Source organism: Paradesulfitobacterium ferrireducens, from assembly GCF_017310645.1.
GTDB classification, from domain to species: Bacteria; Bacillota; Desulfitobacteriia; order Desulfitobacteriales; family Desulfitobacteriaceae; genus Paradesulfitobacterium; species Paradesulfitobacterium ferrireducens.
This window is the reverse complement of sequence record NZ_JAFLRH010000002.1, coordinates 1-14,567: the sequence shown is the minus strand read 5'-3', so window position 1 is coordinate 14,567 and position 14,567 is coordinate 1. Positions and strand designations below refer to the sequence as shown.

The 14,567-nt window shown below is 49.4% G+C and carries 14 protein-coding genes and 1 pseudogene; 1 reads left to right on the top strand and 14 read right to left on the bottom strand.

Translation table 11 applies throughout. The annotated features are described in order from the left end of the window. Positions 1–4: 4 nt before the first annotated feature. The 7 genes from dsrO to J0X21_RS00160 form a co-directional block, all read right to left on the bottom strand. The gene (dsrO, locus tag J0X21_RS00190; protein ID WP_236005987.1) at positions 5–625 is read right to left on the bottom strand and encodes a sulfate reduction electron transfer complex DsrMKJOP subunit DsrO; all 621 of its coding nucleotides are present in this window, start codon (positions 623–625) and stop codon (positions 5–7) included. Next, on the bottom strand, positions 622–2,991 hold the full coding sequence (locus J0X21_RS00185; RefSeq protein WP_206808453.1) for a molybdopterin-dependent oxidoreductase: 2,370 nt from the start codon (positions 2,989–2,991) through the stop codon (positions 622–624). The genes dsrO and J0X21_RS00185 overlap by 4 nt, the downstream gene beginning before the upstream one ends. 218 nt (positions 2,992–3,209) lie before the next feature. Beyond that, complete coding sequence (locus J0X21_RS00180; RefSeq protein WP_206808450.1) at positions 3,210–4,439, bottom strand: PucR family transcriptional regulator; 1,230 nt, start codon at positions 4,437–4,439, stop codon at positions 3,210–3,212. Between the two features lie 64 nt (positions 4,440–4,503). Beyond that, positions 4,504–5,064, bottom strand: a complete 561-nt coding sequence (locus tag J0X21_RS00175) for a 4Fe-4S dicluster domain-containing protein (protein WP_206808449.1) — start codon at positions 5,062–5,064, stop codon at positions 4,504–4,506. Positions 5,065–5,076: 12 nt separating this feature from the next. Then, positions 5,077–7,125, bottom strand: coding sequence for a molybdopterin-dependent oxidoreductase (locus J0X21_RS15535; RefSeq protein ID WP_206808448.1), 2,049 nt, complete (start codon positions 7,123–7,125; stop codon positions 5,077–5,079). Positions 7,126–7,313: 188 nt separating this feature from the next. Next, positions 7,314–7,847, bottom strand: a complete 534-nt coding sequence (locus J0X21_RS00165; RefSeq protein WP_328812018.1) for an MBL fold metallo-hydrolase — start codon at positions 7,845–7,847, stop codon at positions 7,314–7,316. Positions 7,848–8,034: 187 nt separating this feature from the next. Continuing rightward, positions 8,035–8,448 (bottom strand): DoxX family membrane protein, encoded by a 414-nt coding sequence (locus tag J0X21_RS00160; protein WP_206808445.1) that lies wholly within the window; start codon positions 8,446–8,448, stop codon positions 8,035–8,037. Between the two features lie 251 nt (positions 8,449–8,699). Here J0X21_RS00160 and J0X21_RS00155 point away from each other — a divergent pair, with 251 nt between their 5' ends. After that, positions 8,700–9,098: a pyridoxamine 5'-phosphate oxidase family protein gene (locus J0X21_RS00155; protein ID WP_206808441.1), complete on the top strand. Its 399-nt coding sequence runs from the start codon at positions 8,700–8,702 to the stop codon at positions 9,096–9,098. Between the two features lie 132 nt (positions 9,099–9,230). On the opposite strand, the gene J0X21_RS00150 is transcribed toward J0X21_RS00155, so the two are convergent. From J0X21_RS00150 to J0X21_RS00120, 7 genes and pseudogenes are all read right to left on the bottom strand, one after another. Further along, positions 9,231–9,611: a winged helix-turn-helix transcriptional regulator gene (locus tag J0X21_RS00150; RefSeq protein ID WP_206808433.1), complete on the bottom strand. Its 381-nt coding sequence runs from the start codon at positions 9,609–9,611 to the stop codon at positions 9,231–9,233. Positions 9,612–9,767: 156 nt separating this feature from the next. Further along, positions 9,768–10,070 (bottom strand): STAS domain-containing protein, encoded by a 303-nt coding sequence (locus tag J0X21_RS00145; RefSeq protein WP_206808431.1) that lies wholly within the window; start codon positions 10,068–10,070, stop codon positions 9,768–9,770. A 29-nt stretch (positions 10,071–10,099) separates the two neighbouring features. After that, the gene (locus J0X21_RS00140) at positions 10,100–11,731 is read right to left on the bottom strand and encodes a methyl-accepting chemotaxis protein (RefSeq protein WP_206808426.1); all 1,632 of its coding nucleotides are present in this window, start codon (positions 11,729–11,731) and stop codon (positions 10,100–10,102) included. A 64-nt stretch (positions 11,732–11,795) separates the two neighbouring features. Continuing rightward, complete coding sequence (locus J0X21_RS00135) at positions 11,796–12,275, bottom strand: ATP-binding protein (protein WP_206808424.1); 480 nt, start codon at positions 12,273–12,275, stop codon at positions 11,796–11,798. Between the two features lie 16 nt (positions 12,276–12,291). Then, a complete protein-coding gene (locus J0X21_RS00130; protein WP_206808422.1) occupies positions 12,292–13,680 on the bottom strand; it encodes a PP2C family protein-serine/threonine phosphatase in 1,389 nt (462 codons plus the stop codon). 138 nt (positions 13,681–13,818) lie between these two features. Beyond that, complete coding sequence (locus J0X21_RS00125) at positions 13,819–14,094, bottom strand: helix-turn-helix domain-containing protein (protein ID WP_206808421.1); 276 nt, start codon at positions 14,092–14,094, stop codon at positions 13,819–13,821. A 205-nt stretch (positions 14,095–14,299) separates the two neighbouring features. Next, positions 14,300–14,567: pseudogene (locus J0X21_RS00120) on the bottom strand (hypothetical protein); the annotation flags it as partial.

Genomic DNA, 14,567 nt, shown 5'->3' with positions numbered 1-14,567 from the left:
CTTTCTAGCGCACGTAATAAACCTGTGGCTTAGTTCCTCTATCTTCCAACAACTGCTCGCCTTTTCTAGTGCGAACGAGCTGCGCAACCTCGCTGCTCGGATCGTTCAGATCGCCGAAATGTCTGGCGCGCGCCGGACAAACCTCCACGCAAAAGGGCTGCATGCCTTTATTCACCCGTTGTTCGCAGAAGGAACACTTTTCCACAATCCCACGTTTGCGTTTCGGAGTATCCGCTGACCCATAGTCAAAATCAGGGATGCGTACGGGTTCTTGCCAGTTAAAGACCCGGACATTGTAAGGGCAAGCCGCCATACAGTAACGGCACCCGATACAGCGTTCGTAGTTAATCAACACCCTGCCGTCTTCAGACTTATAGGTCGCGGCCACCGGGCACACTTTGACGCAGGGCGCATTCTCACAGTGCTGGCAGGCCAGAGGAAGGTATCCCCTTTGGACATTAGGATATTCCCCTTTGGGAGCATCCATGTATTTTCCGCCTTCGGTAAGAATCCGGTTCCAATACATGCCCATCGGCACATCATTTTCCAGTTTGCAAGCAATTTCACAGGTGTGGCAACCGATACATCGTTTTAAATCGATGACCATCCCATACTTCTTGGTCAATGCAATTCACCTCCCGCATATTTCCGAAAATCGACTCGTACATCAAAGAACGAATAATTAAAAATACCTTCTTTGAACTGGGCATGCGTCAACTCCTGATGATGTCCGGCCACGTAGCGCCACCAGCCCTGCTGGATGTGGACCACTCCCGGACGAATCGATTCGTTATAGCGACATTTTAAGACGACATGGCCCCTGTCATTGTATACCTCCACCATCTCCCCGTCCGCAATCCCCTTGGCTCGGGCATCTTTGGGATTGAGGTCGGCAACAGGCTCTGGATTTAGTTCTCTCAACCAGGGTTGATTTTCGTATTGCGAGTGGATCCGGAATTTCTCATGTCTGGTCAAGAGGACAAAGGGATATTTCCCGGCCAGCTTGCTATCCGGTCCGGCCTCGAGCGGCCACTTAAACACGGGGAGTTCTTCTGCGGTCGCGGCCATTTTCTCCAGATAAAATTCAAGTTTGCCGCTCTCCGTTTTGAATTTGCCGTCTTTCCAGGGTATATAGGGATTCGGCAGAAAACGCACCGCTTGTTCCTGGCGGATTTTATCAAAAGTAATCCCTTGCTGCTTCAGAATAGGCATGTCAAACCATTCTTTGCTCGCCTGCAGCTTTTCCGGAAAATACTGGCCCAATCCCATTTTCGTGGTTATACCCTGATAGATTTCCCAGTCCGGCTTGGCCTCCAACAAAGGCTCCAACGCCTGGCGCCGGTAGAGGACGTAAGGCACATCTCCGGCGAGCACAGGTTCTTCAGTTTCGTAATAATGGGCGGCCGGCAGAATGATATCAGCATAGTCCATCGTATTATTCAGGAACTGATCGACGGCCACCACGAATTCCAGCTTGGGCCACACTTCTTTTAACCACTTGTTGCGGTCCGCGGTCTGCACCAGGAGATTTGAACACATGATGTAAAGGGCTTTAACAGGGTGGGGATCCTGTTTGATAACCGTATCCTGCAGTCGCATCAACGGCAGAACGGCCGGAAACGTTCCCGCCGGGAACAACCAGCCCGCGTTATAGATCATAGGATCAAAGCCGTAAAAAGCCATCCCCAGGATGTTCCCTGATTTGCCCATATTCCCGGTCAAGCCCAGTAACGTAATCATAGCCTGCCCCAATAAGTTGGCATGGTGGTAGCGGTCTGCCCCAAAACCGAACTTGATCCCGCCCGGTTTGTTGGCGGCCAGCAGATGCGCAACTTCCACAACCATGCTGGCCGGAACTTCAGTTAATTCAGCCACTTTCTGCGGGGTATAATCTTTAACCTTGTCCCACAACAGAGAGTAGGCGGTTGTACAGGCCACCCCGTTGATTGGGTGTGTTCCTTCCAGCTCGGGGACAATGCCTGAAGAATCATGAGGTTTTGCACTTTGCGAATTCGTATCCCAAACCAGAGGTTTTTTCTCCGCCCTGGCAAACTGTTTGTCATCGCTCCGGACCAGAAAGGGTGCACACGTATGATGTAATAAAAAATCCTTGTCCACCATCCCTTGCGCCATGATCTCCCGCATCAGGCCCAAGGCCAAAGCGGTGTCACTGGCGGGACGCAGGTTAACCCAGATATCCGCCTTCTGGGCAGTGGCCGTATAAATGGGATCGATCACGACCAAGCGCGCTCCCTTTTCTTTGGCTTCTTGGATAAAGTGCCACTCGTTGATTTGGGTTTCGGCGCAGGCACTCCCCCATAAAATAATGGTCCTGGCGTTGACCCAGTCTAAAGGCTCATTGGAATAAGCGTCAAAGATTCCCGTCCCCATAGGGGCAGCAAATCCGGTACTTAAAGAGGTGTCGACACTCCCTGTCGCATGAACCGCCTCTAAGACGCCGGAGAAACGATACTGCCCCGCGTAGCCGCCGTTTAACACGCCGTAGTTTCCGGATTGCCCCACAATGGCAATCGATTGCTTGCCGTATTGTTTCCGCAGCTGCGAGAATTTCTCAGCTATTGTGTTGAAGGCTTCTTCCCAACTGATCTTCTCCCACTTGCCTTCGCCCCGTTCACCCGCTCTTTTCATGGGATATTTAATTCTTTCCGGATGATGGACGCGCTGGAGATGAGTCAGCCCCCGCAGGCAAATGCGGTCATAGGTTCGCTCCGGCATCGGGGCCGGGGCTGATTTCACCACCTTACCATCACGAACCGTAACCAGATGGTTGCAGGTCTGCCAGCAATTTGGCGAGCACACGCTTCTGATGGGCTCTTCTTTGGCCTCCGTTTGGGCCTGGGCAGGTTGCAGCCATTTCAGGCCATAGGTCGAAACTCCTAACAGACCGACCGTTGTTCCTACCGCCGCTGTCCCTTTCAGAAAATTGCGGCGCGAAATGCTGAAACCTTTGCTTTCCTTTTCCGATTGCATCGTCTGACCTCCCTCACTTCAAATCACAAACCCTGTAAATAAGCAGCTTCTTGTGAGTATTTTCACCTCCTGGCGCAGCACTGATTTCTCTGGGTTAATGATCTTGTTGATTAATTCGCCGCCATCAAGATTTGGCCTTTATAGAACCGTCTAAAATAAAAACCCGGTACTTTGTCGGTTATGACAATAAGTACCGGTTATAAATACCAATTTATGTATTAGTTCCAACCTTTTTGGCTAAAAATCCGCAACGCTGTGAATAAGTTGAGCTGACCATCCAAATTATTTAAATCGATGCCCAAAAGTTCCTCTACTTTTTTTAATCGGTAGCGCAGGGTATTAACATGGACGTAAAGCTTTTCCGCAGTCGTATTGAGATCGGCATTGCACTGAAAATAAATTTTTAAGGTTTCCAGCAGTTGACCGGCATTCTTCCGGTCATAATCCAAAATCGGATCCAGCAGACTGTAACAGAAAGCTTTCAGCTCTAATTCTCCCATTTTATAGATTAAACTAAGAACCCCTAATTCATCAAAATAAGTCATCTCATCGGACTTGTTAAAGAATCTCCCCAGTTCCAGGGCCGTCTTAGCCTCCTGGTAGCTGCGGAACAGTTCGTCGGCTGCAGGATACAGGTGGCCAACACCGACGGAAAAAGAAGTTTTCAGTCTGTTATAGACATTCTGCTTAGCAAGGCGGAAAAGGGAATTAAGCTCTCGTTTCAGCTCTGGAAAAGTCAGTTGTCTTGCCATAGGCAGCAAAACGATCAGATAGATTCCGCGTCTGGTAACCACAGGGTTGTCGCCGTGCATTCTTAATGAGGAGTGTAACAAGGATTTCAGCTGCTCTAGGTTTTTTTCCGCTTCCGGGGATTCCTCGTCATCAATCCCGACCACGGCCAGAGCATGGGGATGAGAGAAGTCCAGGCCCAAAGTTTTACCCCGCTGGATCAAAACTTCCCTGTTTTCAAAATTGTTATATAATAAATCGTGGATAAATTCATCTTTATATTTTAAGTGAATGCGTTGGATTTCTCTTTCCTGCTTCAGGGCCACCAAGACTGCCAGGGCGCCTTGTTCCAGCATCAAGGCCATGGCCGGTGACCAAGCGTTCTCCGTGAGGAGAAGAACAATAAACCCCTCCAACTCTGAACGCACCAGAGGAAACGAAGCGTAGGGAACTGTTTTTCCGTCCGGTGTTACCAGCATTCCCCGTTCCGTTTTGGACTCCCAGCGCTTTGATTCGCGCTGCGTGACGGATAGGGGTAAAAAGTCGTCCCAGTGAATATTTTCCCCTCGTTTGGTCTGATAAACGACGATCCTAAAAAATTGATCCGTAATAATCACTGGATTGCCCAGGAAATCTACCATGATTTTCGCCAAAGAAGGCATACCCCTTCCACAGGCTATGGCCTCCAACAGCTGGGTCTGGAGCGTATATTCGGCCATGTTTCACACCTCAACTTTGTATATGTCAATAAACAGCAGCATCTTGAATTGTAGGATACTACAATTATTTTTTGCTCAACCATTGCTTACGGACTACCGGGGGGTTAAACCGAATCGACGGGCGCGTTATTCTAATATCCGGCAAAGTGGGGACAGACTTCAGCAGTCCGGTCTCATCAATCCGGTCCAAAAAAATCACTTTGAGGGCATCGTTGGTGCAGGCTTCTTCACAGGCCGGTCTCAGTCCTGCGTCGAGGCGGCTCACGCACAGATCACACTTATCCACCTTGCCCGTGTCCGCATCATATTGCGGAGCGCCGTAAGGGCAAGCCTTCACGCAGGTACAACAGCCATCGCAGAGTCCGGCATCGTGAACCACGATTCCGTCCCGCCGCTTCCTGTAGGTGCGGTTTGGGCAAACCCGAAAACACTCGGGGTTTTCGCAGTGGTTGCAAGCCAAGGAAAGATAAAATAAACCGATTCCATCTTCAGTCTGCCATTCCACTTCTGAGACCCGGCGATAACGCTGAGTTTCCCCCAGCCCAAAGTAATTCTTGCAGGCCACTTCGCACGCCCGGCAGCCCAAGCATCGGCTCACATCTACCAGAAACCCAACTTGTCGCATCTCAGGCCTCCTTTAAGCAGGACACAGGTTGACAAAAGTATCATGAATGGCGATTGACGGGCGTCCGCTCCCTTTGCTTCCCATATCCGTGGGGCTGCCGTTGAGCAAATCGTTCAACTCATGCTCCGCGCTGCCTGGCCAACCTTGGAAACATACCAGCGTATCTTCACGAATCGTTGCGCTAAGCTTCACCGGGAACACAATTTCGCCCTGCTGGTTATAAACCCTGACTCGGGCGCCATTGCTTAAGCCCAACCTTTTCGCCGTAAGCGGATTAATCCGGAGACAGGGCTCCCCCGTTCCCCAAGTAAGCCAGGGCAAATTCAAAAACTGCGAGTTGTTGCCTGACTGACTGTGAGGTGTCATCAGCCGGAAGGGATAGGCCGCCGGAGCAGAAGCCGGTTCAGAATAAACCGGCAATAACGGCAACCCTTCGCTAGCAGCTGTCAGAGAAGAAATTTCAAATTTCTCCGAGGGGGTTTTGAACTTCATCTCCTCCCAAGCCACCTGGGGCCATTTCAGTTTGCGGGGGCCTTGCAATAATTCTCTGTAATCCTCAATCTCCAAGCGGGAGTATACCTCCTGGTTGAACTCCCCGGCCACCCACTCCTCTTCCTTGCCGGCCGTGGGAAAACTACATATCCCGGGTGACAATTCATTAAGTTTGCGGGACAAGTCCCAAGCGATCTGCAGGTCCGATTTGCTCTCGCCCAAAGGCGAGATGGCCGGTTCATTAATCCCGATCCAATGATGCCAATAGCTTGGCAGCACATCCCATTCTTCGAACTGGGTAGTCGTCGGCAAAAAAATATCGGCATAGCGGGAACTCCGATTTAAAAATTGATCCACTTGCACGATTAATTCCAGATCTTCCAACGCACCTCTAAGACTTCCGGTGTGAGCGTCTTGAAATAGGTCTCTTTGCGCTAACCAGAGCATCTTTACCGGCGGATCCGTTGTTTTTTTCAACTCGGCACCCAAAAGGTTGATATTAATTCTTCTATGCTCAACGGGATGTCTGGAAATCACATGGTCTCTGGTGTAAAAAGAAAACAGTTCCCAGGGCGTCATGGAAGGATTATACAAACCCGCACCGGGTCTACCCAAATTACCGGTGAGTGCCGCCAGGGTAAGGATGGTCCTGACGTTTTGCCCGCCGTTCGTGTGACGTTGCAATCCTAAGCCGGTCCAGATGGCGGCCGGGGAGTTCAGCGCGTACAACTCGGTCACTTCTTTAATAGCCTCTACGGGCAAAGCGGTCTCTTGCTCAACCCAATCATAACTGATACTGGTCAAATAAGCAAAAAATGCTTCATAGCCCTCAACATGGTGCGCCAAAAATTCGTGATCGTGCCAAGCATTCTCTACAATATATTTGGCCATTCCCAAAGCCAGGGCACCATCACTTCCCGCCTTGGGCCGGAGATAAAGATCAGCTTGCGCCGCGGTGGCTGTAAAAACAGGATCGATGACCACCACCTGAGCTCCCCGCGTTCTGGCTCTGTCGATGAAATGCATCTGGTGCACTGCGGTCCAAGCCGGATTGACACCCCACAGAACAATCACCTTGCTGTTGACCATGTCCTCGGGATCGGGCTTTTCCATTGACCCCATACTGTAGAGATAAGCATCCAACCCGGCAGACCAGCAGGAATTGCCCTCAGTCACCGTTACCGAACCGAGCCCATCAAACAGAGCATTGGCGGCATAATGCAACAGTCCCATGTTTCCATACTGTTTACAGAAACCAACCGGCCTAAAACTATGGTAACGTCCCTTTAATTCCAGGATTTTACGGGCAATGGTCTCCAGAGCCTCCTCCCAGGTGATCGGGCACCAGTTCCCCGAACCTCTGGGAAACTGGCGTAAGGGATGAAGAATCCGCTCTGGACTGTAAACCCTTTCCACGTAAGCATAACCCTTGGCACAGAGATTTCCCCGCGTGAATCCATGGGCGGGGTCGCCACTGACCCGCACCAGTTTTCCGTTTTCCACGTAACTTAAGATACTACAGGTACTAAAACAATTGCGCGGGCAGAGATTGCGGAACACTTTTGGCACGGGAAACACCTCCTAGTCCATAGATCCAATATACGGTACGGCCGGGCCGGAAAAGAAGCCTCAATTGCGGCAAGGTAACGTGCTCTGGCCGCTACCTATGTGTTCACCTCTTTTTCTCCTAGTAATACTATAATGCGAATAACAGCCGTGTACAACATGCTGTGAATATGTGCTTCGCCCTTTTGGGGCTAACCGGTTTGTTTCAGAGTAAAGACCATCTTTTGGTCGATGAGATCCTTACGTATTTTCCCTTTTCCTTCAAGATAGAGCAAGTGGGCTAATGCCTCACCAAAGGTGAACAACTTTTGCGCTACAGGAAACAAATCCCAAGATTTATAACTCATCTCCCAGGTCATCTGTGCCGCTACCTCAAAAGCGTTTTTACTGCCTTTTTCCAAGATAGATACAGTTTCTTCCAACCTTGTCTGATGGTGAAGTCTCAGCTGCTGAATTCTTTTTTTACAATCGGTAATTACTGCCCTATGTCCAGGCAAGACAAGCTTAATCTCTAGTCCATAAACCTTATCCAAACTATTGAAGTATTCTGCCAAGGGATCTTCCTCATAGGACCAGGCTGAAATATTGGGTGTTATCTCACCTAAAATATGGTCTCCTGAGACCAATATATTTTTCTCGGCCTCATAAAGGCACATATGACCTTTTGTATGACCAGGAGTTTCGACACAACGGAATAGGTAGTCACCATAGTTTAAGGTATCAATTGAGAGATTTCAATGGATTTTCGGGCAAGGGAATTTCAATCCGGTACAGATTGGGTAAAACTTCGTCAATAATTTTTTACATCCCCTTACAATGAATTTATCCGATGGCAGTCAGCCATCGGATAAATTCAACTAAACTTCAGATTAAGTTAAAAAAGCTTAAACGTCTTTAACTCGAATGAGCTGTTCAAGCGGAAAACTTTCGAGCGCTGATAAAAGGATCAGGTTCTTTTCGCAAAACCAACATAAACCTTTCCCGATAGTTCCATACCAAACCCAGGTGAATCAGAAGCATTATTAAACCTAAAAATGTTAGCGATGGATTTAAGATCAAATTAAAAAGGAAAATGTTTAACGTGATTGGGGCTAGTACGGCCAGAGCCAACGGTCCTGAAAGATTGAACAATAACAATATACCGCCGACTAACTCAGTAAGTTTAACAAAGATCATCAGGTATCCGGAACTAACCATGGCGTCCATTAGTTGTTGTGCCATTCCATCCATCTTAGGCAAAGGCATAAAACCGAAGAAATACCCTAATGCGGAAAAAACGTAGAAAATAGCGAATACATAACGAAAAACCGCAGCAACTTTTTTCAATGTGGCCCCTCCTCTTTTTATCTCTTATGCCGTGCGCTCTGGTGTTGATAAAATTATAAAATGCGAGAACCATTTTGACTAGTAGGCACCTTAATGTGCCATAGTACCTGAAATGATACCTTTCCGGCAATAACCTGGTATTGTTTTAGGTACTATGTTACTATAATGTGCGTACTACTCAAATCAGTTTCCGTATTGTATTCTTTTATTAATCGTCAATTTAATTATTTAGGAAGAAAAGGGGTGCGAAAATGGCTGTTCTTAGCCAGGAAATGAAGGATATGGTGAATAATTTTCAATGTTTCATCGGTACAGTGAGTAAAGATGGTATTCAAAACATTGGCCCAAAACGTTCAACGCGGGTTCTAAATGATGATACCTTGATTTTTACTGAAGGTACCGGGGGAACTACTTACAGAAACATCTTAGACGGTTCCAGAGTTGTCATAGCAGTAGTCAATAGGGAAATTCCCGACGGTTATCGTTTTTGGGGCCGAGCTGAGATTCAAAGCAGCGGGGAACTTTATGAGCAAGCAGCGGCTTTATCTGAACAAAATGGTTTACCCAGGCCAAAGGCAGTAGTGTTGGTGCATATTGAAGAAATTCACAGCCTTAAACCAGGGCCAATGGCGGGTAAGAAAATCGGTTAAGTCTGGTTGCGCATTGAGAATTCGTAAGGAGCAAACTAAATATTTCGCTGTAAGCAACACAAAGGAGCCTAATCCCTTCCGCGGAGGACTCCTTTCTTTTTTCTTTGATAATTGGTAACCATTGACTCGGCATTATATTCCCTTCTTATCCAGAACTCCCTTTAAATATTCGGTTCCAAACCCATGCATCATTTCCAGGATTGGAATAATCCTTTTGCCGATATCCGTTAAACCGTATTCCACCTTGGGTGGTACAACGGGATAAACTTTCCTGTAAATAAGTTTGTCTTCTTCTAATTTTCTTAATTGTTGTGTAAGCATTTTTTGAGTAATATCGGGCAAATGCTTTTTTATATCACGAAATCTTAACGTATTATAACTCAAATACCATAGAATCAGTATTTTCCACTTACCGGAAACTATATTTTGTACTAACACCATAGGACATATCTCATACCTTAGACATTGTTCTTTCATGTGGCATTCCTCATGCCGTTGGCTTATGTCTAACATTTTGTTCGTCTCCTCAGTATCCTGTAAGCTCCACAGTATCCTGCCGGGCCGCTTTCCGCTCCCGCCGCTTCATTTTCCGGTCGCGATTCCCTTTGCGCTTGCTCATGATGGGCTGGGCGGCTACGCAGGATAGCTAAGAAAAAAGAACTCTTTTGGTCATATAATCTCAAACACCTTGGTCAGGCGCGTCAGTTCAAAAATCTCTTTTACCGCTCCGCTCAACCCTTGCAAGCGAACCTGCCCGCCGTGCTCCAAAGCTCTTTTCTGAATGGCCACCAAAACCCCCAACCCGGAACTGTCAATGTAATGAACCTCACTCATCTTGATTAAAAATCTATTCTTGCCTTCGGACAGAATCTGGAGCAGCCGCTCCCTGAGATCCGCCGCATCATCGACATAAATCTTGCCCTTCAGTTCAACCACGACTTCTCCGTGCTCCACTCGGATTTCCTTCTCCATCTCTAGTTATCCCCCTTTCTCCGGAGTTCTTATCCCGGAACCTTTTTCATCAGCCGGTTTAACAGCTTAATCACTCGATGGGAGTGCCTTTCCAGCCGCCGGAGAGACTTGGCCGCATTTTCTTTATCCCCCTGGGCATAAGCCCCTGCCGCCAGCAAAGCGCATTCGTGCACCAAGCGGTGCGGTTCGGCCAAAGCTGTGTATTCCGGCATGCCCTGCACCGGATTATCCTTGGCATAATACCATTTACCCAACCGGCAATGCTCATGCGAGGTCACCTCTTCCGGAGTGACCGTTTCCAGCCCTTTCAGCATATTGGTGATCCTCGATTTCCATAAGAGATGATCGGTCTTGGCTTTCTCCAGAATGTCCTGCATGCTCAATTGTCCAGCAACAACTTTATATTTAGCCATGTCCGCTTTCAGTTCAACCGCTAAATTGCTGGTCTGCCCCGTGCTGGCCGCCACCGTCTGCATGGCCGCATTGATCTCCTCGGTTACTGCCGCCATCCCGTGGGTCTCGGTTGCCGTATTTTCAACGACCGAAGCCACCGAATGAATCAGCCTCACAATCTGCTCCGAACTGGCCACTTCGGAATCGGTCACCGAAACAACTTGGTCCACATCATGCACGGTACCCTGCACCGCCGCCACGGTTTCTTGTAAAGCTCCGCCGGCTTCCTGGGCCGCACTCGCCCCGGCGTCAACATCTGCCCGGCTCTGTCTGATCGCGCCCACCGCATCCGCCACCGCCGCCAGTGTTTTCTGCACCAGGACAGCCACTTCGGCCGCGCCTTGATTGGATTGCTCCGCCAGCTTGCGCACCTCTTCCGCAACCACCGCAAAGCCGCGACCCGCCTCGCCAGCCCGAGCCGCCTCTATGGCCGCATTCAGCGCCAACAAATTGGTTTGGGCCGCCAGGGCGGTGATTGTTTCTGTGATCGTGCCAATTTGTTGAGAATAATGGTCGAGATTCTCCATCAACCGTTCGGTCTCCAGCGTTTGCTGCCGGATATTGTCCATCCGCTCCACCAACGCGCTCACCGTCTGCCGGCCCTTCTGTGCCGCCTGCAGGGTGTTCTGGGAGTTGTGGGCGGCCGATTCTCCTTTGCTCTTGGCAATCTGGATCAAAGAAGAGAGTTCCAGCAAGACCTGGGATGCCTGGGTTATCGCCTTGGTTCCTTCGTCAGCCTCTTGCGCCACCTTTTGCATGCTGGTGCTCATTTCCCCGATCGATACGGTAACCTGTTCACCCGAAGCTGCCAGTTCCTCGGCCGAAGCGGTCAGTTCCACCGCCATCCGATTATTCTGGGCGGTCATCTCTGCCTGGCGGGCCACCATCACATTAAATGCGGCATTCAGATCCCCAAATTCATCGCCTGAATCCACCGGAGCCATCACCGTTAAATCTCCCATGCCGACTCTGGCCATGCTCTCCTGGAGCCTAGCCAACTTTCGGGTGAGCCAACGCGCCTGCCGCCAACCAATCCCTAAGGCCAGCACCACAGCCGTTGCGGCACCCAGCCAGACAATGTACTGTCCCCCGTGGCCTTGAGCGCCAGCCGAAGTCACCGTTTCAAAATCCGCCAGCAATGCGAATAAAAAGATCAGGATAACCAAAAGATAACCCGCATACAGCTTCATTCTGACCGACAGTCTCATCATCTCAACCCTTTCTTATCTCTCCGTTGGCACCCTAGGGCTATCCGGCCTTGAAATATTATAATCATCCCGGTCTTGCCTCCAGATCGGATTTGTGTGTCAGGCTTATATATAGGGACACCTGATTGCCCAAGCGGCTAAACTCCAGCCGATCCGCCACAGCCCGCATAATCAAAAGACCACGGCCTGATTCCACCCAGGCGTCATCCTCGATCAGGGCGGGATCACACATTTTATGCTCGATTTGTTTAAGCTTCTCCGCCGCCGGAAAGCCACACCCGGTGTCCTGGATTCGCAGCACGAGTTCTTCCCTGTTGCGCACATAAACTGCCACCTTGACCCCATTGCTCATCCGGTCGCCTGCTTGCTCTTGACAAGCTTTCAAAGCATTGGCAACCGCTTCGTTCAAAGCGATTTCCGTCAGGATGATTCTCCTGGAAGGATGACCGGCCAACACTTCCTCTAAATATGCGGATAGGCAACAGCGCACCTGTCGAAAACCGTCGAAATCATAAAACTTAAATTCCAACCGTTTCTCGCGCATACACTCCCTCCTCTCCTTAACTCCGTCTTAACAGAAAAACAGTGGCGTCATCTTCCAGCTTCCCTTGTGCCGCCATACTTCTTAACTGCTCAAGAATTCCCTCCGGTTCTGAGCAGACTCCCGTCAGATCGGCCATACGCTCCGCAAATCCGTCTGTCCAAAACAGAACACCCTCACCGGAATTGAGCTTGATTTCGTGCACTTCATACTGCTCCGCCGCCATGATCCCAAGAAAAAGACCGGCTATACTGCATTTTTCATAAAAGGATTCCTTCAAAAGCAAAAAACTGGAAATACCCGCTGATGCATACCGGAGCAAGCCCTGATCCGCATCATATTCAAACAAGAGTACGGCGGCAAACATATCCCGCGGCAAAATCCTTACGGTCTCACGATTTAACCAATTTATTTTTTCCTGTAAAAGCCAAGGCTTATCGGCAACCTGCCGGAAAAGTACGCGCAGGGCTGAAACCATCAACCCGGCGCTAATCCCGTGTCCCATCACATCGATCAGGCAGCCGCTCAGTTTTTTCTCTTCTTCAAACCAACGATAATCGTAATAATCCCCGCTGATAAATTCCTTGGGATAAAAAAGCCCTTGGGTATAAAACAGGTCGTGTCTGAAGTCCGGACGCAGCATATCTTGCTGAAGCCGACTGGCCAGATGTATTTCTTCACGCATCTGGATATCCTGGGTGATATCGCGGAAAACCGCCACATAATGCGATGTGTTCCCACTCTCATCCCGAATCACGCCGATATCCAGCCATTCTGGGTAGATTTCACCGGACCGGCGTTTGTTCCAGATCTCTCCCGCCCAATGTCCGTGCCGCAGCAGGTCGTCCCACATGTCCGCATAAAAATCTCTTGAATGGCGGCCGGACTGTAAAAGGCTCGGATTCCGTCCATACACCTCGGCGTAAGTGTACCCCGTCGTCACGGTAAAAGCATGATTGACAGAAATAATCCTGGCCTCGGCATCTGTAAGCACCATACCTTCCTGGGCCTGTTCAAAGACTCGGTTGTAAAGGCGCAACATCGTTTCCCGCTCTTTGCGGGCCGTAATGTCATGCAAGACCACAACCGTAGCCGGGGAGTCCTCCCAGTGAGCAGGAACCACCCGCATTTCCGCCACCCGTTCTTCCCCCCCGACCCCCAAATACGCAATTTCTCCGTCCTCCAAGGGATAGGGAAAAACAGTGTCATTCCAAGCGCAGAGCACCCGATTCAAAAACTGCCGCCCCGACTTATTGGCATAGAGTATTCGGCCCCCCGCATCCACAACCAGGCGAGCATCGATATCCACGCCGACCAAGGCGTCAATTTGCCAACGGCAAAGCTTTAATTCCTCGTACAAACTGTGCCGCGGTTTGCCAGAAGTTGCCCGTTTGAGCCTGAACCGCATCTTTTCGACTCCTTATCGCTTTCTTGACTCTTTAATTCTCTAATATCTTGGCTTTTCCTGCAAGTTTTTTCCTAGGACACGGACATTTTGTTCCCGAACTCGTTGTAGAATATTCCGTATAGTTTAAAGGAAACTCACTTAAGATCCCATCAGTATTTGGTATAGAGAAACTGTTTCTTCGATTCGTCCTGAATCATCAGGCATAATCTTAGACTCGCTCATAAGTTCACGCACCTCAACATCGAGGGTTCGAGCCAGTTTAAGCCACTGATTCGGCGTTCCTTTTCGTATTCCGTTTTCCAATTGCCAAAGCAACTGGGCACTCAAACCGCTTTTTGCTGCGAGTTGTACAAGAGTGTATCCTCTCTGCAGCCGCCATTTATGAAGGTTTTTTCCCCACCCTTGTGCTGACATACTTTCTCCCCTTTCTGACGTCAGTCTGAATAAGCCGCTCAATCCTTTTATGCAACAGAACATATGTTCTGTGTCAATTATACGACTTCTTATTAGCTGATACAACTCCTTATGGTCATACGATCTTACGAGCGCAAAATAAAAACGACCACTCTCGTGGTCTCAATTCAGGCGAGCAAAGGGTACCATTTTGGTACCCACTGGCTCAGGTTTTGTGCCTAATCTCATTTTGCAGCTCCAGGAGCTTTTCCAGAGGAAGTCCGGTGATTTCCGCGATGAGTTCGAGCGTTAACCCTTTCGCCAGAGCCGCCTTGGCTGTCAGCACTTTCTCTTCTTCCCGGCCTTCTTCCCTGCCTTCTTCCCGGCCTTCTTCCCGGCCTTTAAGCATGCCTCGAAATTCAGCTTGCTGCTCTATCTCATCCAGCGTTCGTTCCAAATTATAGATCATTATTTCCACCTCCTGCGGATTGGCT

Coding starts and splice junctions, on each gene's coding strand:
- J0X21_RS00185 (WP_206808453.1), bottom strand. CDS start 2,991: ATGCAATCGGAAAAGGAAAGCAAAGGTTTCAGCATTTCGCGCCGCAAT.
- J0X21_RS00180 (WP_206808450.1), bottom strand. CDS start 4,439: ATGGCCGAATATACGCTCCAGACCCAGCTGTTGGAGGCCATAGCCTGT.
- J0X21_RS00175 (WP_206808449.1), bottom strand. CDS start 5,064: ATGCGACAAGTTGGGTTTCTGGTAGATGTGAGCCGATGCTTGGGCTGC.
- J0X21_RS00155 (WP_206808441.1), top strand. CDS start 8,700: ATGGCTGTTCTTAGCCAGGAAATGAAGGATATGGTGAATAATTTTCAA.
- J0X21_RS00150 (WP_206808433.1), bottom strand. CDS start 9,611: ATGTTAGACATAAGCCAACGGCATGAGGAATGCCACATGAAAGAACAA.
- J0X21_RS00145 (WP_206808431.1), bottom strand. CDS start 10,070: ATGGAGAAGGAAATCCGAGTGGAGCACGGAGAAGTCGTGGTTGAACTG.
- J0X21_RS00140 (WP_206808426.1), bottom strand. CDS start 11,731: ATGAGACTGTCGGTCAGAATGAAGCTGTATGCGGGTTATCTTTTGGTT.
- J0X21_RS00135 (WP_206808424.1), bottom strand. CDS start 12,275: ATGCGCGAGAAACGGTTGGAATTTAAGTTTTATGATTTCGACGGTTTT.
- J0X21_RS00130 (WP_206808422.1), bottom strand. CDS start 13,680: ATGCGGTTCAGGCTCAAACGGGCAACTTCTGGCAAACCGCGGCACAGT.
- J0X21_RS00125 (WP_206808421.1), bottom strand. CDS start 14,094: ATGTCAGCACAAGGGTGGGGAAAAAACCTTCATAAATGGCGGCTGCAG.